Genomic DNA, 22,544 nt, shown 5'->3' on the forward strand with positions numbered 1-22,544 from the left:
CCACAAGCCTGACTTTAATGCTCAAACCGCTACCGCTGACGCTCGTTTTGAGCATGCACACCGCCGCACACTGGTAGCGTCCACAAGTGCACACCCGAATGGTTTGATCAGTTTGGAATCGATCACCCGTTCGGTCAGCTGATCATCTGCCCCGCAAACTGATCACGGTGGAGGGCATATCCCTTCAACACAAACTGATTGAAAAACTCTACCCGACCTGCAGATTTTCCGCAGGTTACATAACTGGTGTCCCGCGTCAACGAACCGACGACGGCGACTTCAATGAGCAAGCGAACGCACTCGCTTTGGCTCTGATAAAAACTTTCTGGGGGGTGATAACAGCACCGTGAATATTGAAGACGCAGAGCTGATAAAAGACTTTGTCATTGAGTCACAAGAACATCTCGGTGATATCGAGAAAGACTTCTTAACGATGGAGTTGCAAGGAGCGGAGATTGACCTCGACTTAGTCAATCACGTTTTCCGTGCGATCCATTCGATCAAAGGTGCCGCGGGTTTCCTTGGCCTACCGGTCTTGGAATCACTGGCTCACCGTGAAGAAGAAGTCCTCAACAAGATCCGCAACCGTGAAGTCATTCCCACCGTGGAAGTGGTCAGCACGTTATTGTCGGCAACCGATGGTCTAAAAGAACTGCTCGATTGCATCGAGGTTTCTAACGACATGGACGTGTCGGAAAAGATCGCGGCCCTCGACCGGATTCTGTCGGGTTCGTCTGAATCCAACGACACCGAAGCGGCCAATCCGAGTGATGACTCGCAACGAGATAACGAACAACTCGTCAAAGAATCGGAAGCCACTCTCGATCAAGCCACCGCAGCGGTAGAGACACTCGTCAACGAAGACTCAACGCCTTCACCCTCGGACGCCACCGCATCGAATGATGACACGGCTCCTTCACCGGTTGCAACGCCGGCACCCAAGCCGACTCCCAAACCAACGAAGCAAGTTGAGGCGGCCAAATCGCCATCGTCACTGAGCAGCGACTCGTCTCCCGCGGAGACATCGATCCGGGTGGACGTCGGACTACTCGACACGTTGATGAACCAAGTCGGCGAACTCGTTCTCGCTCGAAACCAAATGCTCCAATTCGCCGAGCGGTTTGACGACAACGAATACAACACAACGTCTCAAAGACTGAACCTCATCACCAGCGAGTTGCAAGAAGGCGTCATGAAGACGCGGATGCAACCGATCGGTAACGTTTGGAGCAAATTCCCTCGACTGGTTCGTGACCTCGCTCAGATTTGTGAGAAGGAAGTGCGAATCGAGATGCAAGGGAAGGAAACCGAACTCGATAAAACAATCATCGAAGCGATCAAGGATCCGCTCACCCACCTGGTCCGCAACACAGTCGACCATGGTATCGAGTCGCCTGACGTTCGCGAAGCCTACGGGAAAGACCGCGAAGGATGCTTAATGCTTCGTGCGTTCCACGAAGGCGGCCAAGTCAATATCGAAATCTGCGACGACGGCGCCGGACTGAACGTTGACCGAATCCGCACGAAGGCAATTGAAAAGTCCGTGATCACTGAGCAACAGGCTCAATCCATGGACGAACAGGAAATCTGCAATTTGATTTTCGCTCCGGGATTCTCAACCGCCGAAAAAGTGTCCAACGTTTCGGGACGCGGCGTCGGCATGGATGTGGTCAAAACCAACATCGAAAAAATCGGCGGCACGCTCGATTTGGAGAGTCATTCCGGATTAGGCACAACCGTTCGAATCAAGATTCCATTGACGTTGGCGATCATCCCGGCGTTATTGGTGAAGTGTGCCGAAAACCGATTCGCCATCCCACAAGTCAACTTGATGGAGTTGGTGCGACTCGAAGGCGAGCAGGCGACATCAAAAATCGATTGGATTCAGAACGCACCGGTATACCGCCTGCGAGGGCAACTGTTGCCGTTGGTCGACCTTCGCAACATCCTCGGAAAAGCACCGAAAGAGCGTGCCGACAACGTCGAATCGGAAGTCATCAACATTGTCGTTCTTCGGGCTGATGACCAACAATTCGGCTTGATCGTCGAGAGCATTAACGACACCGAAGAAATTGTCGTCAAACCGCTCAGTGCCCAAATCAAAGAACTGCCCGTCTATTCGGGAGCAACAATTTTGGGCGATGGAAGCGTCGCATTAATCCTCGACGTCCTCGGTGTCGCACAGCGTGGTCGGGTCCTGCAGAGTTCAGGATCGAGAAACCCGGGATCACAAGACGATTCGTCGAACGCCGAAGCGGAACGACTGCAATCACTGTTGGTCTTGGGCATCGGTCAAAAACGCCAGGTCGCGATGCACATGTCCCAAGTCGCTCGACTCGAACAGGTCCCCGACCACATGATCGAAGAGGCCAACGGACAGAGCGTTATTCAGTATCGCGGAAAGATTCTGCCGCTCATCGACATGGCTTCGGTCTTGGGCGTTCCAAGATCCCGCACGGTCACGCCGGGTGACGATGGCGAAGCAAGCACGGAACTGGCCAGCGAATTGACAAACCAAGTGGTCGTCTATTCCGAGGACGGACGCAGCTTTGGGCTCGTCGTGGACCGGATCATCGACATCGTGGAAGCCGACATCGACTTGGTCGAATCAACGAGCGGCAATGGCCTACTCGGATCGGCCATCATTCAGGATCGAGTCATCGACCTGTTAGATCTTCCCACCGTTATCCAATCGGCCGGCCACCGGCTCGCCTAAACCGACTCACATAAACCAGGTAATCAAATGATTGATGACGACCAAATCTGCACATTCTACTTGGACGAACAGGTCTTCGGCGTGGAAGTCAAGGCTGTCCAAGAAGTCATCCGCTATCAAAACATGACCGAAGTCCCTTTGGCGGACGAGTCGGTTTGTGGATTGATCAACCTACGCGGACAAATCGTGACGGCGATCGACTTGCGAACACGCATGGGATTGCCCGAACGCGAACCCGAGCAATTGCCAATGAACATCATCGTTCGATCGGCATGCGGAAACGCCACCAGCTTCCTGGTGGATCGTATTGGTGAAGTCAAGGAAGTCGACAACCAGAACTTTGAATTGCCTCCCGGAACACTTCGCGGCGACGCTCGCGAACTGGTTCGAGGAGCGTACAAAACGGAAACGGATTTGATCCTGATCCTCGATATGGAGCGTGCAATGACCGTGATGGATGCATGACGACCTCACAACACTGAACCTCCTTACCGACCTAACTATTACCAAACGAATTTCAATTAGGAAATCCCCATGCCAGCTACATTAACACCACCAGCAAAAACTCGTTCCGCCGCCAGCACCGCCAAGGCCGATCTGATCAACTACCGCGGTCAAGTCGAAGCGATCAGCCGTTCGCAAGCGGTCATCGAGTTTGATCTCGACGGAATCATCTTGTACGCAAACGATAACTTTCTCCAAGCGGTCGGCTACGAACTCGACGAAATTGTCGGACAACACCACAGCCTGTTCGTCGACGCACAATACAAAACCAGCGCCGAATACCAAACCTTCTGGCGTGATCTCGCCGATGGTCAATTCAAAGCCGCCGAGTACAAACGATTCGGAAAGGGTGGTAAGGAAATTTGGATCCAAGCATCCTACAACCCAATCTTCAACGACAAGGGCGTTCCCTTCAAAGTCGTAAAGTATGCGACCGACATCACGGCTTCCAAACTACAAAATGCCGATTACCAGGGCCAACTCGAAGCCATCGGCAAGGCTCAAGCGATCATCGAGTTCGATCTGGACGGCACGATCAAAACGGCCAACGAAAACTTCTTGGCAACGGTCGGCTATTCGCTCAACGAGATCGTTGGCCAACACCACAGAATGTTCGTCAAACCAGAAGACTCGAATTCACCTGATTACAAACTGTTCTGGGACGCTCTCGCTCGTGGCGAATTCCAAGCCGCAGAATACCAACGCGTCGGAAAGGATGGGAAGGAAATCTGGATCCAGGCATCTTACAACCCGATCCTGGACATGAACGGCAACCCATTCAAAGTGGTCAAATTTGCCACCGACATCACCGCGCAAGTTCTCGCACGCGAAGAACTCACGTCCAACGTCAACGCGATCCTTTCCGTCGTCAATGCCGCCTCCGATGGCGACCTGACCCAGGAAATCCACGTCGTCGGTGACGACGCAATCGGACAAGTCGGATCGCGTCTGCGAACGTTCTTCTCCGACCTCCGCGGCAGCATCGAATCGATCGCCGAAAACGCCACATCCTTGGCCGGAGCCTCCGAAGAACTCTCCGCCGTCAGCAGCCAGATGAGCAGCAACGCCGAAGAAACCTCTTCGCAAGCGAACCTCGTCTCCAGTGCCTCGACCGAAGTCAGCCAGAATATCCAAACGGTCACGACCGGCGTCGAGGAACTCAATTCAGCGATCCGCGAAATCGCTCGCAATGCGACCGAGGCATCCAAAGTCTCCAATCAAGCCGTCGGTGTCGCCAGCGACACCAACGACACGATCACGAAGCTCGGTGCCAGCAGCTTGGAAATCGGCAAGGTCGTGAAGGTCATCACGTCGATCGCCGAACAAACGAACCTGCTCGCTCTCAACGCAACGATCGAAGCTGCCCGTGCTGGCGAAGCCGGCAAGGGATTCGCCGTCGTTGCGAATGAAGTCAAGGAACTCGCGAAAGAAACCGCGAAGGCGACCGAAGACATCAGTGGAAAGATCGAAACCATTCAATCGGACACCACCGGTGCGGTCTCGGCCATCCGCGAAATCAGCGACGTGATCAATCAGATCAATGATATCTCCAATACGATCGCAAGTGCGGTCGAAGAGCAAACCGCGACGGCGAACGAAATCAGCCGCAACATTGGGGAAGCTTCCCAAGGTGCCGACGAAATCGCCAAGAACATTACCTCCGTCGCATCTGCGGCCGAGAGCACCTCGCAAGGTGCAGGCAACACTCAACAAGCGGCCGGTGAGTTGTCTGAAATGTCCGCCACGCTGCAACGATTGGTGATGCGTTTCAAATTCTAAACGCGATCCACCGCAAGGTCTGGTGACGACTCGATCGTCACCAGACCTTTGCTTCTGCTACACGCCCTCGTTTCCGCTGAAACGTCAACCATCTACGGAAACAGGTACGGCGTCTCCCTATCCCACCTTTCAATCAAGAAATCAAAATGAAAGTCCTAATCGTTGATGACTCCCGCGTCATTCGAAATATGATCGGCCGCATTATGAAAACGTTCGGCTACGAAACCCATGAAGCGGGCAATGGAGTTGAAGGTCTTCAACAACTCGCCGAAATCGGCGTGATGGATCTCATTTTGGTCGATTGGAACATGCCCGAAATGAATGGCCTTGAATTCATCAAGGCGGTGCGTGCTGACTCAACTCATGCAAACACACCGATGATCATGGTGACAACGGAATCCGAGATGGATCGTATGGCACTCGCCTTCATGGCAGGCGTCAACGAATACATCATGAAACCTTTCACCGAAGAGAACATCGGCTCCAAAATGGAAATCCTCGGCATCGGGACAGCGGTATGAGCCAGCCTCAAAAAATCCGTGTTCTGATTGTCGACGACTCCACCGTCATCCGACGCTTGTTAACGCAAACGCTCTCGGAAGATCCCTCGGTCGAAGTCGTTGGCACAGCTCCAAACGGGAAGATTGCCTTAGCCAAGATCCCGACGCTGAAGCCAGACGTGATCACGCTTGACATCGAAATGCCTGAAATGGACGGGCTGCAGACGTTGACCGAACTCAGAAAGGTCGACAAGAAACTGCCGGTGATCATGTTCAGCACGTTGACTCAGCGTGGTGCCGAAGGAACCCTCGACGCACTGGAACGCGGCGCAAACGACTACGTCGGCAAACCCGCCAACGTCGGCAGCGTCACCGAAGCGATGAGCCGAGTTCGGGGCGAAATGATCCCGAAACTGAAGGCGTTGTGCCCGAGGTTTTCTGCGTTCGCAGCCCCCGGACCGACCACCGCACGAACAAACACGCTCAATCCCAACGGTGCTCAACAATCGCCCGCTATCACGGTACGTCCCCGTGGGCCACGCCATCGCATCGACATCCTGGCCATCGGGGTCTCCACGGGTGGCCCCAACGCGCTCTCGACCGTCCTGCCGGAACTCCCCGCAGACTTTCCAATTCCAATCGTGATCGTCCAGCACATGCCACCGATCTTTACCAAACACCTCGCTGATCGTCTCAATACGAAGTGCGAAATCGAAGTGGCCGAAGCAAAGGCGGGTGATCCACTCTTGCCAGGTCACGCTTGGATCGCACCAGGCGATTTCCACATGGTTACCGAAGTCAACGGAGCCTCTGCGAAAATCGGCATCCACCAAGGCGAACAAGAGAACTCTTGCCGACCGGCCGTCGATGTGTTGTTCCGCAGTGTCGCTAAAGCATACGGCCGTCACAGCCTTGCATGCGTCCTGACCGGAATGGGAAGCGACGGATTGGAAGGATGCAAAGTAATCGCGGAAGCAGGCGGACAAATCATCACACAGGATCGCGAAACCTCGGTCGTCTGGGGAATGCCCGCTGCCGTTGCGAACGCGGGACTCGCAAATCAAATCTTGCCGCTGGATCAAGTCAGCAGCGAACTCACTCGGCATGCGATGAACGGACGCAACCGAAGACCACTTGTCAGCGAAGGGGCATTTTAATGACAACCTTAACAGCGAATGCTCTATCACCGGCCGACTTTGATTACCTTGCCAAATTGGTCTTGGATCGATCAGCCATCGTGTTAGAGCCCAGTAAATCCTACTTGCTCGAATCCAGGTTAAACCCTGTGGCGCGAGAAAACGGTTTTGACTCGATCGGTGAACTCGCCGATGCGTTGCGAAAGCCGAACTGCCGAAAACTCGTGGACGAGGTTGTCGACGCAATGACGACCAACGAAACGAGTTTCTATCGGGACATTCATCCTTTTGAGCTTCTGAAGAAAACACTTCTTCCCGAGCTCATCGAAAAACGCTCTAAAGAAAAACGGTTGACCATTTGGTCGAACGCATGCTCTAGCGGACAGGAAGTTTACTCGGTCGCAATGATGATCCGGGAACACTTCCCACAACTAAGCGATTGGGACGTCCGCCTCCGCGCAACGGATCTTTCTTCCGACATCCTGGAGCGAGCCGAAAAGGGGATTTTCAATCAGACCGAGATTAATCGCGGGCTGCCCATGCAGCTGTTGATGAAATACTTCCACCGTGAAGGCGTGCATTGGAGGATCAATGATGACATCCGCGCGATGGTGCGATTCGATTCCGTCAATTTGATCGAAAATTGGCCCGCAACGCTGACTGGAGTCGACGTTGTTTTCCTTCGTAACGTACTGATTTACTTCACACCGGACACCAAGCGAGAAATTCTCGCCAAGGTCCGTCGGCGGATTCGTGACGACGGCTGTCTATTTCTAGGCGGTTCGGAAAACACGATGAATCTCACCAACGAATTTGAACGCGTTCAAGTAGACCGAACTGTCTACTACCGTCCGATCTAGTTGGATCCTGATGACTCGCGAGCGTTCTTAATGATTCTCTCATTCTGATCGCCCCGCGACGACGCCGTTACTTCGAATAGTTTTTGTCCCATACAGGAAAACCAATCATGGATATTCAACCAATCGCACCTGACAATGTCGTCGAACTCGTGCAAGCGATCTTCGACAACATGCTGCAAATGCCTTGCGAACCCGCAAACGAACAAACCACAGACAACACCGCGACACAGCCGATTGACCGTCTTATCGGCTGCGTGCAAATCCAAGGCGACTGGGTGGGAGCCGTCGAGATCAACACGCCGTTGGATCTCGGGCGAAAAGCTGCAGCAGCAATGTTGATGGTCCCCGAAGCCGACGTGTCCATGGAAGACATCCAAGACACCATCGCCGAATTGTCCAACATGGTCGGCGGCAGCATCAAAGCAATCCTGCCCGGTCAATCCACACTCTCACTCCCCAGCGTCGCGAGCGGCACGGGGTTGGATTTCAAACTCGCACACGTTGTTCACACACAGTCCGTGGCACTACAAAGCCAAGGAACCGACTTCTCGATCAACATTCGACACTTGAATCCACAACCATAGTCCCCCCCAACGACGGCGCGTTCACATCACCGCTTAAACCATCCATATCTGAAGAGAATGTCATGGGGCAAAACAATCTCGAGAATCAGCTCAGTCGGCTGATCTACTGCAGCGAAACGATCAAACCACTACCAATGGACGGATTCATGCATATCCGTCGCACCACGCGAGACAACAACGAACTCAACGACATCACCGGGTTGCTCGCCTATGGCGAAGGTCGCTTCTTGCAGATCCTCGAAGGCAGCCGTGACATCGTCTCAGAAACCTACGCACGCATCCTAGATGACCCGCTGCATCACAGTTGCTGCTTGATCCAATTCACGTCCTGTTCAGAACGTTTCTTTGACGGGTGGACGATGCGACACCTCACCGTCCAACAAGACACTCTCGAACAAATCGGCTTTTTCGAACGATTCCAACCCCAGCTATGGTCCGCCGACCGATGCCTCAGCTTCGCACTGAAATACTCGGTGTGGACCGGCAAAAACGAAGCCGACGCACATTCGGCACTCACGGCGGTTTGATGCCCGGCTGGCATATTAGCGGACAACACGCCGTCCGACCAAATACACGTACCATCCAAATCCACGACGCCATACGTCTGGATGGCCGATGGCGATGACAGACTCAATTGCATCGAAAAATGCAAACGAACCGATTCGCGTTTCCAACGCGAGTCACCCCTGCTACCCACTCAGTGATGGCAATGCCCTTGTATGTTCATGTCGAACATGCCTAGCTGAGTCCATTTAGTTTCTTGAACCGGAGTTCCTTAGTATGAAAGTGTTGTTAGCTGAAGATTCAGGCGTCATGCGGAAAATCATCATGCGAGGCTTGCATAGCCTTTGGGTCGAAGAGGTCGTTGAAGCCGCCGACGGCGCGATCGCCCTCGACCTCTTCGAAAAACACGGGGATTTTAACCTCGTGTTAACCGACTGGAACATGCCCAACATGACGGGCCTCGAACTCGTCAAAGCGATTCGTGCCACCGGTTCCAAAGTGCCGATCATGATGATCACGACCGAAGCGGAAAAAGCGAGAGTCGTCGAAGCAATTCAAGCGGGAATCAACGATTACCTTGTCAAACCGTTTGACCAACCTATGTTACAAGAGAAGCTCGACAGGGTGCTCCCGAAAGCGAAAAGCTAGCGAGAGTCTCCTTGCAGGGGCATGCACACAGGAAACTCAAGTCGCGACGCAGAGGTTCAGATGAACACAGATCAGATGACTATCGAACAGTCGGTCACCCACGCGATCGACGCGTCGATGCGGAACACGCTTCGGAAAATGTTGGCGACCGATGCCGACTCAATCCAAACGTGTTCCGCGAATCAATCAATGGTCTGCGTTGAAGATGACGTGATATCGGTAACGATCCAATGGTCGGGCAAGCTCGCCGGATCGATCACGCTCGCGATCGATGACAACTCTGCAAGAGCCTGGACGAACGGTTTGCTCGGAGAGAACCATGATTTCAACGAACAGGACCTAGTCGACGCGGTGCAAGAACTCGCCAACCTCGTCATCGGTGGAGCAAAATCCAACCTAGAAGACTTCGATCTCACGATGTCATTGCCCGTCGTGCGTCGAACCGACGGTCGATCCTTGACCGCGTTTGCTACTGCCAATGGCATCGACATGCATTTTATGCATGGTGCCATCCACGTCGCGGTCTTCGCAACGCTCAGCGAATGTCTTCTCGCGATTGATTGACGACGGACACCTCGACGCACTCAGCTCAGCGCGATTATGACTCGCGTGATGCTTGTTCGGAGTCCTGCGTATCAGAAGTCCGTTCGAACGTTCCTCACCGGTCCATCATTCTGCGCGATCGCGGACCGTTTTCGAATCACGAACGGTGAACTCGAGCATCGGTCCCACGGCTTCGGGATGCACGTCACTGGCGAACAGGTGAGTCAAGCCAGCGCCGACTCCCTCAATTTGTGTGGTTTGGCGGACCAGGATCAGCGTGATCGGGCGTTCTCGGTTCTCTTTGATGAAATCCAGCAACTCGCGGTTTTCAATTCCAAACGTCCCACGTTGCTGGCTGCGCGCGATCTCAAACGTGCCTAACAACATTCCATCGCCGATACCGGGCGATTCATCCCACGTGCCACCGAATTCCCATTCGTCTTTTTCGCGATTGGTGAGTCCGTAAATCCCAAAGCGGTTAATCTTCGGCAAACGAGACGCTAATCCCAGCGTCGAGGGCACCAGATTCAATCGCAAACGCGCCGACTCGACGCGGGCAAAGTCGATTTCGCCCACGTCAAAAGCGAAGAAAGACTGGTGGTCCCATTTTTCTTTCGCCGTGTGCTTCACCGACAACACTTCACGCTTGATGAACTTGTGCCGTTTCTGATCGCGTCGCAGCGTGGAACCGGTTCGCCCCTTGGTACCGATGCGGATGACATTCTCAGATCGCGACACCGTTCCCTCTTGTTCTTCCCGATCTACGATCTGAATCGAGTGATCCGACACCGTCGCTGACTTGCCTTCTCCCGTCAGACGGATTTCATCTTCCGATCCGCTGTGGTGAAGCCCGATCTCACCTTCGATAATCTCGAAGTCGGATCGTTTCTCTTGCTCGTCAACTCGGACAGCAAACCGAGTCCCATAGTCAATCGCATACCCCTCTGGCGTTTCAATGACGAATCCGATCGCCGATTCGGGGACATCGATCACCGCTGCCCCCGTTAACAGCTTTGCTCGCATCGACGACATCAACTCCAACTCCGCCGGTGCTTCCACAACCACCTCTGCCCCCGAAAGGAAACGAATGGTGGCCACCCCCGATCGCAGACTCAAGATTCCCGGAGGCAGTTGCGATCCCGGCATTGTCGGCAACGCACTCTCCCACGCCGCGTTTTCGCTCGACGTAATCATCGCAACAGGAGTGGGGCCGGGCAACAATTGCCACCACTGAATTCCAACTGCGATGACCAATCCCGCCGCCACGGTCGACAACAGCGTCAACCACAATGAACTCGAACGATCACGCAAAACCCGTCGTCCATTCTCGATGGTCGCAGCCGGAATATCCGCCACACGTTTGACCGCGTCTTCCGCCGCGGCGCAGTGCAGCAACCCGTGCAGTTGCGACTCCGCCGCAAACGTTTGCCGTGCGTCCTCTGACTCGCGGAGGATCTGGTTCAGTTCTTCGGCCTGCTCAACGGTCAACTCATCGTCACGCCAGGAGTCGATCAACTGGCTCAATCGTTCGCCGTTCATGACGCACTCTCCGTGAATCGTCCCAAACACTCACGCAGTGCCACGCGTGCCCGCGTCAAAGCCACCCGGACCGCGTTGGCCGTCCAGTCGATCTCCAGTGCAATCTGCTCCGGCCGCAACCCGGCGTGGTATCGAAGGTTGACCAACTCGTGAGCTTTCGGTGCGAGCTGTTTCAAACATCCACGCAGCGCCGCGACTCGTCCCTGAAACTCTGAAAAATCCTCTTCCATATATTCCGCCATCATCTCAACGACATCCTCGGCGAGTCGAAATCCCCGGCGTCCTCGGTCGCGTTGAAAACTCATCGTCGTGTACCGGGCGATCGTGCAAGACCATGCCAAGAAGTTTGTTCCCGGTGTCCACGTCGACGCCTTGCGGGTGACCGTCACAAACGCCTCCTGCACAATTTCTTCGGCGTCGTGGAGTCCAGGTTCGAGCGACAACACAAACGCCAGCACCGCTTGTTGGTGCTGCACAAACAGCGTCTGCACCTGCAGCGTGTGTTCGTCGAGATGGATCGGGGCATTATTCATCAACTAATCATTCCAATTGCCGCCCAGGAATTAGCAAAGATTTCCAACTTTTCTCAAAAAGCGGCGATCGACCGCAAAACGCCGCAGGACGCCAGTGTAAACCGTCGCCAATGTGACGTCGGCGGGGCAGCCCTCAACTGCGAATTCACCCGCTTGCAGTTTGAGAAATATTGAATTGACGCCGCAACATGTCGCTCCGAGTAAATGTGCCGAACGTGATGGCGCAAACCAAAACGCCCGCCGTGGGTACTCCGCGACGAGCGTTTCATGATTAAGGCGTCAGGAGACCACTCTCGTCACCACCCCCGAGCCGACGGTCTTACCGCCTTCCCGGATCGCAAAATGATCACCATCGGTGATCGCAACCGGTTGCTTCAGCGCGACGCTCAGACGGACTCCGTCGCCCGGCATCGCCATTTGCACACCATCCAACACTGAGGCACTTCCGGTCACGTTCGTGGTTCGAAAAAAGAATTGAGGGGCATAGCCATCAAAGAACGGCGTATGCCGTCCCCCTTCCTCTTTCTTGAGCACGTACACTTCTGCTTCAAATTCGCGATGTGGCGTCACACTGCCAGCCTTCGCCAACACCTGCCCCTTCGTGATTGCCGTGTGCGCGGTCTTACGCAGCAAACACCCGACGTTGTCTCCGGCCTTTCCAGCCTGCAAAACGTCCCCGAACGATTCCACTTGCGTAATCACATCGCTCCCGTTCTCACTGGACAGACCAATGATTTCAATCGCGTCACCTGCTCGCACGATTCCCTGTTCGATCTTACCAGTCACAACCGTGCCTCGGCCTGCGATCGAATAAACGTTTTCGATCGGCATCAAGAACGGTCGGTCGACCAATCGAACCGGATCAGGTATCGAGCGATCGAGCGCATCGAGCAATTGCTCGATACACGCTGTCGCATCCGGGTTGTTGGGATCGTTGTGAGCCCGCTTGGCCGAACCACGAATAACGGGAACCTCGTCACCAGGGTATCCGTATTCGCTCAGCATTTCGCGGAGATCCATTTCGACGAGGTCCAACAACTCAGTATCCTCGACCAAGTCGCACTTGTTCATGAACACGACTAAATGGGGAACCCCCACCTGACGCGCCAACAACAAATGCTCTCGAGTCTGCGGCATCGGACCATCGGCAGCCGACACCAACAACACCGCACCGTCCATTTGGGCAGCACCGGTAATCATGTTCTTAATGTAATCGGCGTGGCCGGGGCAATCGATGTGCGCATACCGCCGACAATCCGATTCGTACTTCACGTGCGAAGCAATCACGGTGACGGTCTTGTTTTTATCACGGACGATTCCGCCTTTGGCAATCGATTCGTACGTTTTGTAACGCGCCAACCCTTTTTCGGATTGCACACGCAGGAGAGCTGACGTCAAGGTCGTCTTCCCATGGTCGATGTGACCGATCGTGCCGACGTTGACCGAAACTTTCTCGCGAACCGTTTGGTTTTGAACCATAGCTCGTAAACTCCTTTTCAAAGGAAACGTTTTGCACCGTTCGCCAGCGATCAAGGTGAGCAGCCTCGATCGCCTTTTCGCCCCGCCCTCCAAGGATTTGTGGGAACGCCAGATGAACAGCAACAAAAGAATGAAAAGACTCCGCTTTCGAGAACCGAACCGACACAAAAAAACCCGCCGAGTGAACCACCAGGCGGGAATGTTGCATTTGTGTAGGAATCAAACTTCACTCACGACAAACCATCACCGCCCCGTCCACCCATGACGAGTCTGTTGTTGATGAGATGGATATTGTGAAGACGTTCATTTTGTTCTCAAAAAAGTGAGCCGCCTAAGAGACACCCAACACCCAATCAGGTTCGCGCATCTCTCAGCAACCTGTCACCTGTCACCTGTCACCTGTCACCTCAAACCCATCCAAACGTCGCCTCACTTTCGCATGCATCTTCTCAACGTGATGCTCTCGCCAACTCGACGGATACGGCAGTTCCGTGACATCGAGTCCCATCCTGGCCATCGCCACCCGCCAATTCAGTGCGTCTTTGGCACTGTTTGTCAGCGGCGATTTTTTTTGTTCGAACAACGCCCGCACGATCGGCAATGCATCGGACGCGTCGGTGCCCAGCTCCGTGAATCCACGGCAGACGGATTCGATGACTGGCCGTCGGACGTGCCAATGCGGGATCGTCGTTGCCGCGTGTTGCATCGTTCTAACGAGTGGATCAACTCCCCGATCTCCCAGGTCAGCAAGCCTTTCGATGAACGGAGCCGCATCCAGACGCAGTCCGGGATCGTTGAGGATCCGCCACTCTTGGTCAGTCATGTCGGCAAACGTTCTCGCCGGCATGTTCGCCAACAATTTCGCAAACCGCTCGCGATCCTCCGCACTCGTTTCGGAGGCGAGTATCCGCTCGACGAGCACGGATCGATATTCCGGGGGTGCCTTCTTTGGATACAAACTGCTCAACGCTTCCCCCACATCACGGATGCGCAAATCGCCAACAACGCGTCGCGCAATCGCATCGTCCTCGGCCGTGATTTTCCCGGCGTTCAATCCCGCGAGCCATGGGACCGCTAACGCGAGTTCATTCGGACTGCCATCGGGTTCCGCCAGCGCCGTCACGAGAGCCCGCTTCACCTGTCGTGGTGCGTCTTTCGATGGCGACTGTCGAAGGCCGGGCACATGCAGAAGCAATTCAGTGATCGCATCAAATTCTTCGTACCGGTTTCCCGTCGATCGTTGTTTGCGCCCGATCGTAAAGTGTGAATTACTGAAACTCGCTTGGAAGGCGATGTACAACGGCGATTGTACGATCGCGTGTTTGACCAGCGATCGACGTAGCAACGTTTCGCCCGATCGATTCGCAACGGCGACACGCTGAACATGGGGGCGGGATCGGTTGCGATCTTGGGTAATCACGATCGTCATGTCCGGTGTGGGAATCTCGTCGCTGGACAATAACGTTTCTCCAGTCGCGAGACGCAGGTTCCATTCCGCCGCCAACCATTGACGTCGAGTTTGACGGTCTTCATGAAACGAAGCCTGACGCAACTCGTGTTTGGATTCGAGTGGGTAGTGAAAAAAGATGTCCTCGGGCTTTATCGGCGATAACCCTGTGTCAGGGACGCTGCCGTGGGACACGAGTTGCCAATTCGTGGCCCCTTTCGGATCATCGCCGTTGACCACCGTGACGCTCTCGACGCCTGGGACGAGTAACAGTGCCGCGCATAATTCATCACAGGCGTTTTGCTGTTCCCGGCGCCAAATAATTCCATGTCGTTCCAAACGAACGTGACCACTCAACTCGACCGGCATCGTACTGGCGACTTCATCCTCAATTGCATTGCGGTATTCGCGTTCCCCCATCAACTGAAACGGCCACGCAACGATCCATCCGATCACGCCGGCAATAACCAACGAAAGCGGAATCGCGAGAGCCCCTATGCGGTTTGACAGCACCGATCGAATCGCCGTCGCAGTCGCGAGATAAATGAACGCCGTCGGAGCCGCCATCAAAACGATGCCCGGCAAGATCAAGAACAGCCCGAGCAACACCAAATCCGGTAACGCCAGGGCAATCAGCGCGAGCACGCCTACGACAACGGTCAACTTAAACATACGAAAATTCCTAGAGATAACATCTTTTGAAACACTAGAATTCGTTTGCCTAATCAATGCCACGAAAGAGTCATTGCCGGCAAGAGAGCCCGCGTTATCGCCCCTCCCACACTAGTCAATTCGGATTACACGGATTGGGAGGCTTCCAACGACGCTCTCCCCCGCGAACCACGGTCGGTCCGCGAGCCCAATTTCCGATCTCATAACGACAACCGCCGCTCAATCGATGACTGGACCTGCGGGCCAATCTGCGGGCGTGGACAGATCCTGTCCACGGACGTGGTGAAGGACTATCTGCCGCGAACTTAGCCCGATTGACTTGAACAAGCATCTTGATCAACGTCAGTGGGCTGCGAACTTCGTGCGTCACTCCCGCCAGCAACTGCGACAGGGTTGTCATTTGCTGTGCCCGCAGTGTTTCCGCCTGTTGAGCCATCGTGATGCGTTCTTGTTCCGCCTTTTCAGCTTCCGTCAATTCCCGAACGATCGCGATCCGAGTCGAATCCGTTTGCGACGGGAACTCGCTGATCGACACCTGAACCGGAAATTGTCTCCCATTCCGATGGACCGCGTCGACTCGCAAATCGATCGGCAACTCCCCCTGCACCGCAGGTAAAAACGGCATTAACGGGTGCATCGGACGCCCGAGCAACTCTGGCTCTCCCAATCCACGAGAGCATTTCAAACGGCTGCCCCGATGCAGGGCGAGAGTCCCCGACTCACACGGACGCGCTACGTCCGGCGGTGACCAACATCGGATTCGTGAGATTCGACGTTCGATAGTTTGGCACCGGCTCAAACATTTTGCGTCTCGACACATCCAAAGGTCGGAAACGTCGCTACGTCGACGCTGTCATCAGCACCTGGATCAAACGAGTTAGCAAGAACGGTACCGCTGATTTATCCGCGGCTGACGGTAAAAAAGCCCCTCGCGACACCCCCAACTGGACAACAACGTTCCAGTCGTTGAATAGTTTATTGCCGATGGCGTTGAATCAATCGGTATAGCAGCGAGCGCAAGGCAAATCAGTTTTAAAAGCCGGGCCCCTTTCTCGTACGTGGAGAGACTCGCACCGCCCCCGTTAGTCTTCCGCCTCGAACGACATGATTCCACCGACGACGGGCAAGCTCAATTGGCTCTGCTGCAAATCCACGGTCAGTTTCGTGCCCGGCGTCGGATGCAGCGTGTAGTCACGATCGCTCGAAAAGATCATCAACCCGATCTGCTGCCCTTTGGCAATCACTTGATCGTCTGGTTGCAAGTCGAACTCGATGTCATAGAACTGGCCCGGGACCAGCGGTTTGCTTTCACGAATGGACTCAATGTTCTGCGGATCGGCCCATCCGCGTGTGATGATATTGTCCGTGATTTTGGAATGCTTGCTCGTGTTCCAAGGCAGCGACACCAACCAAACACTCAGGTTAGCTGCTGGACGATCGCATGCGATTCGCAGTTTGACCCTCGGTGTGCCCGAGAGATGAACGGGCTCGCTCAATTTCGGCGTTGCGTAAATCAGACGATGCTCGGTGTACTCAGCTTGAGCCAGTGCTTCGCCCGAGAACGAAAAATTGTCGACCAACGTCTCGGCACTTGCTTCCTGCGCAGGCTCCATCTGCAGTCCTCCACGTTCGGGTGCACCTGCAACCGGATAAAACAAAACATCTTTCGCCCAGGGATGCGGGTAATCCGGATACGCCGTCGGATTGGTTCGTTCGTCGCCCTCGCGAAAAATCCAAGACTTCGAATCATTTTCGACACCGTTGTCTTCGCCATACAAATAATGCGTGAACCACCGGTTCATCATGCTGATCGGTGGAGGTCCTCCGTGTCCGCCTTGATGCATGAACAGTTGGGCTTCAACACCGTTCTTTTTCAACGCTTCATAAATGCGAATGCTGTGTTCTGGAACCACATTCCAATCGTTGAATGCATGCGCCATCAATACGGCTGCCTTCACTCCATCAACACGATTTAAGTAATCGCGTGAAGACCAAAAGTCGTTGTAGTCACCGGTTGCCCGATCTTGATTGGGCTTCATCGTTTCGTCACGCACATGGCAATCGCAATACGCTTGCGTCTCTTCGTTGCCACCGCTGTGAATGAAGTCGTAAAGGATATCAATGTCTTCCCCGAGGTAGCCGCCCGGATGGCGCACCAACCCGTTGGACCGATAGTAGTGGTAGTACGACGTGTTGGGAGCCACGGGAATGATGACCTCGAGCCCCTCGACTCCTGTCGTTGCGGCTGCCAACGGGATCGTTCCGTTGTAACTAGTCCCCGTCATGCCGACTTTGCCCGATGACCAATACGCTTCCACGGGTTCGCCACCGAAGGGTTCCGTGAATCCTTTGCCGCGTCCACATAACCAATCGATCACCGCCTTGGGAGCCAACGCTTCGGGATCGTCGCCAATCGTCGGGCAACCTTGTGAAAGACCGGTCCCGGGCGCACTCGAATGAACGACGACGAACCCACGAGGCAGCCAGTCTTTGACATGTCGTTTGGAGATGATCGGACGCGTCCCCTCTCTTTCAATGGCAGGAGCGGCCGACCGTTGCGGCGGTTCGTCACCGAGTTCTTGGCGAGCGTCCCAGAAATAGGTTTCATCATCGCCGGTGGTCCCTGCAAAGTAGGGACTCGAATTATAGATCACCGGTAGTTTTAGAGATTGCGTGTCGGTTTGCGTTGGCCGTGTGACAGCAACATGCATCCGATCCGGCTTCCCATCACCATCCAGATCAAACTCGGTTTCGACCCAAAGATCGTGGCGGATCCAATAATCAGAATCCTCCAGTTCTTTGATGATTTGCGCCTCACCATCCTTAATGACGGGAATCTGAACGTCAGCTCCGCTTAAAGGAGAAACAGCAAAGAGCAGGAGAGCGAGAACTGGAAAAGAGAGTCGATTCATTGTTGCAGAAACCCAGGTGAGATCGTAGCGAGACCGCATCAGCTTAGTCACACATTCGAGAGAACTTCAAGCGACTATTGGCGTCTCTTTCAAATTTGACGAACCATGTCTTACGACACGAGTTCATTCTGTGCGCGTTTGTTCGTCAGGCTGAAAACTTTTTGATAACTACCAAAAGCCGCACAAACTTGGATGCATGATCGTCGTTCATTGAGATACTCTTGCTTGCTCTTCCAGCAAGTTTGCAATCACCTTTGCGTGTGATTCCGCCCCCCCGACAACGGTAAATCGAGCGGTGGCGACACTGAGACTTCATTGCAACATCGAACTGACACGGCATGTCCATTCCCTCTAAGGAGTCCCCGATGATCCGCCTGCTTCTCTTGTGCCTCTTCGGTGTGTGTTCATCTGGCATGTATCCGCCAAAAGCGACGGCTGAGAAGCCGAACATTCTGTTTATCTCACTGGATGATCTCAACGACTGGGTCGGGTGCCTGGGCGGCCATCCTCAAGCGATCACGCCCAACCTCGATCGTCTTGCCGAAAGCGGGACGCTGTTCACGAACGCACACTGCCCCGCTCCCGCTTGCAATCCCTCGCGTGGTGCGATCATGACCGGGATCTCTCCACACGTTTCCGGCTTATACGACAACCGGCAAAGCATGCGGGGACAGATGCGGGACGCAGAATTGTTACCACGTTACTTTTCGAACCACGGTTACTGGTCGGCCGGTTCGGGCAAAATCCTACACTACATCATCGACGCACAATCATGGGACGAATACTACCCACCCAAGGAAACCGAAGACCCATTCCCACGTACGTTCTATCCAAATAAGCGACCGGTCAGTCTTCCTCGAGGTGGTCCGTGGCAATACATCGAAACGGACTGGGCGGCACTCGATGTCACGGATAAAGAATTCGGCGGCGATTACCTCGTCTCTCAATGGATCGGCGAACAACTTTCTCAAACGCATGACAAACCGTTCTTCCTAGCCTGCGGAATCTATCGTCCACATGAACCGTGGTTCGTCCCACAAGAATACTTTGAGCCTTTTCCGTTGGAGCAGATCCAACTCCCGCCGGGCTACCTCGAAGATGATCTCGACGACCTGCCGCCCGCTGCAAAGCAACGCGGCCCGAATCGATACTTCGCGCACATCCAAGAACAAGGGCAATGGAAAAAGGGCATTCAAGGTTATCTCGCATCCGTCTATTTCGCTGACACCATGCTCGGCCGTGTTCTCGACGCGTTGGATAGCGGTCCCAACAAAGACAACACTATCGTTGTCCTTTGGAGCGACCACGGTTGGCATTTGGGCGAGAAACAACATTGGCAGAAGTACACGGGTTGGCGAGCATGCACTCGCATCCCCTTGATGATACGTGTTCCCAAGGGAACCCCGGGCCTGCCGCAGGGGACAACAGCAGGAACAACCTGCGACGCCCCGGTGAACCTGCTCAGTCTATTCCCCACTCTCACGCAACTGTCCGGTCTCCCTGCCAAGGAAACCAATGACGGTCCGAGTTTGGTGCCATTGCTGAACGCACCGAACATGAAATGGCCGCATGCCTCGATCACGTACCTCGGTCGGCCAGGGAACTTCGGTGTCAGCGGTCAACGCTTTCGCTACATCCGTTACGACAACGGTGATGAGGAGCTGTACGACATCGAAACGGATCAATACGAGTGGAACAATCTCGCACCGAAACGTGAGTTCGCAAGCAAGATCGAAGAATTGAAATCGTTTCTGCCCGCGTCGTTCGCTGACTATGCAAACAACAACAGCGGTGCATCGCTGCCTGACCTGAACTGGCTTCCATTCAATGCAGCAGCCGAAATGGGTTCAAACCCACACGGCGACACGTTCGAAATCCGAATTAGCAATAAGACTGGCGCCCCCGTCAAGATTTTTTCGATTGATGGCGAAGGAGAAAAACACCCCTTCGGAACACTGGAAACCGGCTGGAGCAAACCGTACGAGACACGTCCCGGAATCATTTGGTTAGTCGCCAATTCCGAAGGCCAACCACTCGGCTATTTCAAAGTCGGCAACGAACCCGCCCACGCCGAAATCCCAAACCCAAATCCGTGAGCAAAGTGCCAACATTTTCGAGCAATCAAAAAGCCTCAATCAACATCCTAAACCGTAACCGACTGAGGCCTCTCAGTCGGTCAACACCCCTCAATCAGTTAACAAACCACCAACATCACGACCATTTTTCTATACTCCACCGACTGAGAGGCATCAGTCGGCTACATGGTGGACTGTCTCCAGCTCCGTCAAGCAAAGAATGAGCATCAAGCAAGAAAAGCACCTAAACAACAGTAAGCGATCCCAAAACCGTAACCGACTGAGGCCCCTCAGTCGGTCAACAACCCTCTATCAGTTAAAAAACACCAACATCACGACCATTTTCCTATACTCCGCCGACTGAGAGGCCTCAGTCGGCTACATGGTGGACAGCCTCCAGCTCCGTCAAGCAAAGAACGAGCATCAAGCAAGAAAGGCACCTAAACAACAGTAAGCGATCCCAAAACCGTAACCGACTGAGGCCCCTCAGTCGGTCAACAACCCTCTATCAGTTAAAAAACACCAACATCATGACAAATTTCCTATACTCCGCCGACTGAGGGCCTCAGTCGGCTACATGGTGGGTGGTTGGAGGTTACATTGAATGCATGTCGAACGTTCGCCGTCAGTTCGGGTTCTTTGATCCGAAGCAGGAGTATGCGGTCACGCACGGTGTTCTTCCTCATTGGGAACAACCCGGTGCGACCTACTTCATCACGTATCGAACTCACGATTCGATCCCGCAAGCAGCGTTCGAATTGTGGCAGCGACAACTAGCCGATGCACTGCGGCGGTTGGAAATTGATCCAGACGATCCCAACTGGACTTCGGCATTCGGTCGTTTGGACTGGGGAGTCCGACGCCAGTTCGCTCGCCAATTCGCAACGATTCTGGAAGCCAGTCTGGATGAATTGCACGGCGAGTGTCCGCTGCGCTACCCGAATGTTTCCAACGTAGTCGCTGAGAACCTCCTGCATTTTGACGGAACGCGATATTGCCTGGGTGGATTCGTTGTGATGCCAAATCATGTGCACGTTCTGGTGTGCCTGGATCGCAACGTGACTTTGAAGGACCAGTGTCGAAATTGGAAGCACTACCAGTCGTGCCAGATCAACGCCTTACTCGGAAACAAAGGTCGGTTGTGGCAACCCGAGAGTTTCGATCACCTCGTGCGTGATGGAGACCACTTTCAAAAGTTCCGGAAGTACATCCAGAACAACCCTGTCAAATCAAAGCTAAAAAAAAACGAGTTCAGGTTGTATCTTCCAAACCTCCAAAACGCCCACTTCGTAACCGACTGAGGCCTCTCAGTCGGTTGAGGATTGATGCTGACCGAGAGGCCTCGGTCAGCTACGTGGTCGCTTTCTCTCTCGGTCGAACATCACCCTGAGACTGCCGCTGGTTGCCATCGCTGGTTTGATCGTTCAGCGGCAACGCGAAGGCAGACATAGATGAGTTCTTAGTCTCCACCCAAGATTCGGCTGCGTGCAAGGATGTAACCGACTGAGGCCTCTCAGTCGGTTGGGCATGAATGCTGACCGAGAGGCCTCGGTCAGCTACGGGGCAGCGTGCTCCGTCGATCGAACATCACACTGAGATTGCCGCTGGTTCCCAGCGCTGGTTTGATCGTTCAGCGGCAACGCGAAGGCAGGCATCGACGAGTTCTTAGTCTCCACCCAAGATTCGGCTGCACGCAAGGATGTAACCGACGGAGGCCTCTCAGTCGGTTGGGCATGAATGCTGACCGAGAGGCCTCGGTCGGCTACGTCACAGCTTGCTCCGTCGGTCGAACATCGCACTGAAATTGCCGATGGTTCCCAGCGCTGGTTTGATCGTTCAGCGGCAACGCGAAGGCAGGCATAGACGAGTTCTTAGTCTCCACCCAAGATTCGGCTGCACGCAAGGATGTAACCGACGGAGGCCTCTCAGTCGGTTGGGCATGGATGCTGACCGAGAGGCCTCGGTCAGCTACGGGGCAGCATGCTCCGTCGATCGAACATCACACTGAGATTGCCGCTGGTTCCCAGCGCTGGTTTGATCGTTCAGCGGCAACGCGAAGGCAGGCATAGACGAGTTCTTAGTCTCCACCCAAGATTCGGCTGCACGCAAGGAT

At 54.3% G+C, this 22,544-nt stretch carries 18 protein-coding genes; 12 read left to right on the top strand and 6 right to left on the bottom strand.

The features are described 5' to 3' along the window. Positions 1–346: 346 nt before the first annotated feature. The 10 genes from FHS27_RS02935 (at position 347) to FHS27_RS02980 (ending at position 9,795) form a co-directional block, all read left to right on the top strand. Positions 347–2,716 (top strand): chemotaxis protein CheW, encoded by a 2,370-nt coding sequence (locus tag FHS27_RS02935; RefSeq protein ID WP_184301532.1) that lies wholly within the window; start codon positions 347–349, stop codon positions 2,714–2,716. 27 nt (positions 2,717–2,743) lie between these two features. Continuing rightward, positions 2,744–3,181 (top strand): chemotaxis protein CheW, encoded by a 438-nt coding sequence (locus FHS27_RS02940; RefSeq protein WP_009104712.1) that lies wholly within the window; start codon positions 2,744–2,746, stop codon positions 3,179–3,181. 69 nt (positions 3,182–3,250) lie between these two features. Next, on the top strand, positions 3,251–4,999 hold the full coding sequence (locus FHS27_RS02945) for a methyl-accepting chemotaxis protein (RefSeq protein ID WP_184301535.1): 1,749 nt from the start codon (positions 3,251–3,253) through the stop codon (positions 4,997–4,999). Positions 5,000–5,145: 146 nt separating this feature from the next. Continuing rightward, on the top strand, positions 5,146–5,520 hold the full coding sequence (locus tag FHS27_RS02950) for a response regulator (RefSeq protein WP_184301538.1): 375 nt from the start codon (positions 5,146–5,148) through the stop codon (positions 5,518–5,520). After that, entirely contained in the window at positions 5,517–6,656 is a 1,140-nt protein-coding gene (locus tag FHS27_RS02955) for a protein-glutamate methylesterase/protein-glutamine glutaminase (protein ID WP_184301541.1), read from the top strand. Before FHS27_RS02950 ends, FHS27_RS02955 begins: the two co-directional genes overlap by 4 nt. Then, complete coding sequence (locus FHS27_RS02960) at positions 6,656–7,495, top strand: CheR family methyltransferase (protein WP_184301544.1); 840 nt, start codon at positions 6,656–6,658, stop codon at positions 7,493–7,495. The genes FHS27_RS02955 and FHS27_RS02960 overlap by 1 nt, the downstream gene beginning before the upstream one ends. A gap of 107 nt (positions 7,496–7,602) precedes the next feature. Beyond that, on the top strand, positions 7,603–8,079 hold the full coding sequence (locus FHS27_RS02965; protein WP_184301546.1) for a chemotaxis protein CheX: 477 nt from the start codon (positions 7,603–7,605) through the stop codon (positions 8,077–8,079). A gap of 62 nt (positions 8,080–8,141) precedes the next feature. After that, the gene (locus FHS27_RS02970) at positions 8,142–8,606 is read left to right on the top strand and encodes a BLUF domain-containing protein (protein ID WP_184301549.1); all 465 of its coding nucleotides are present in this window, start codon (positions 8,142–8,144) and stop codon (positions 8,604–8,606) included. A gap of 253 nt (positions 8,607–8,859) precedes the next feature. Then, positions 8,860–9,231, top strand: a complete 372-nt coding sequence (locus FHS27_RS02975) for a response regulator (protein WP_184301551.1) — start codon at positions 8,860–8,862, stop codon at positions 9,229–9,231. Between the two features lie 60 nt (positions 9,232–9,291). Beyond that, a complete protein-coding gene (locus FHS27_RS02980; protein WP_184301554.1) occupies positions 9,292–9,795 on the top strand; it encodes a chemotaxis protein CheX in 504 nt (167 codons plus the stop codon). Positions 9,796–9,900: 105 nt separating this feature from the next. Here FHS27_RS02980 and FHS27_RS02985 read toward each other — a convergent pair whose 3' ends face one another. The 6 genes from FHS27_RS02985 to FHS27_RS03010 form a co-directional block, all read right to left on the bottom strand. Beyond that, a complete protein-coding gene (locus FHS27_RS02985) occupies positions 9,901–11,313 on the bottom strand; it encodes a FecR domain-containing protein (RefSeq protein WP_184301557.1) in 1,413 nt (470 codons plus the stop codon). Then, positions 11,310–11,846 carry a sigma-70 family RNA polymerase sigma factor gene (locus FHS27_RS02990; RefSeq protein WP_184301560.1) on the bottom strand — a complete coding sequence of 179 codons (537 nt, stop codon included), beginning with the start codon at positions 11,844–11,846 and terminating at the stop codon, positions 11,310–11,312. Before FHS27_RS02990 ends, FHS27_RS02985 begins: the two co-directional genes overlap by 4 nt. 279 nt (positions 11,847–12,125) lie before the next feature. Continuing rightward, entirely contained in the window at positions 12,126–13,325 is a 1,200-nt protein-coding gene (gene tuf, locus FHS27_RS02995) for an elongation factor Tu (protein ID WP_184301563.1), read from the bottom strand. 388 nt (positions 13,326–13,713) lie between these two features. Then, positions 13,714–15,444 (bottom strand): hypothetical protein, encoded by a 1,731-nt coding sequence (locus tag FHS27_RS03000; protein ID WP_184301566.1) that lies wholly within the window; start codon positions 15,442–15,444, stop codon positions 13,714–13,716. Positions 15,445–15,559: 115 nt separating this feature from the next. Then, a complete protein-coding gene (locus FHS27_RS03005; protein ID WP_184301569.1) occupies positions 15,560–16,129 on the bottom strand; it encodes a hypothetical protein in 570 nt (189 codons plus the stop codon). 397 nt (positions 16,130–16,526) lie between these two features. Beyond that, on the bottom strand, positions 16,527–18,356 hold the full coding sequence (locus tag FHS27_RS03010; RefSeq protein WP_184301571.1) for a Xaa-Pro dipeptidyl-peptidase: 1,830 nt from the start codon (positions 18,354–18,356) through the stop codon (positions 16,527–16,529). 413 nt (positions 18,357–18,769) lie between these two features. On the opposite strand from FHS27_RS03010, the gene FHS27_RS03015 reads away from it, so the two are divergent. Then, positions 18,770–20,452 carry a sulfatase-like hydrolase/transferase gene (locus FHS27_RS03015; protein WP_184302371.1) on the top strand — a complete coding sequence of 561 codons (1,683 nt, stop codon included), beginning with the start codon at positions 18,770–18,772 and terminating at the stop codon, positions 20,450–20,452. 587 nt (positions 20,453–21,039) lie between these two features. Next, positions 21,040–21,732: a transposase gene (locus FHS27_RS03020; RefSeq protein WP_184301574.1), complete on the top strand. Its 693-nt coding sequence runs from the start codon at positions 21,040–21,042 to the stop codon at positions 21,730–21,732. The last annotated feature ends 812 nt before the right edge of the window (positions 21,733–22,544 follow it).

Origin of the sequence: Aporhodopirellula rubra, from assembly GCF_014192335.1 — a bacterium.
In the GTDB taxonomy this organism is placed as follows: domain Bacteria; phylum Planctomycetota; class Planctomycetia; order Pirellulales; family Pirellulaceae; genus Rhodopirellula; species Rhodopirellula rubra.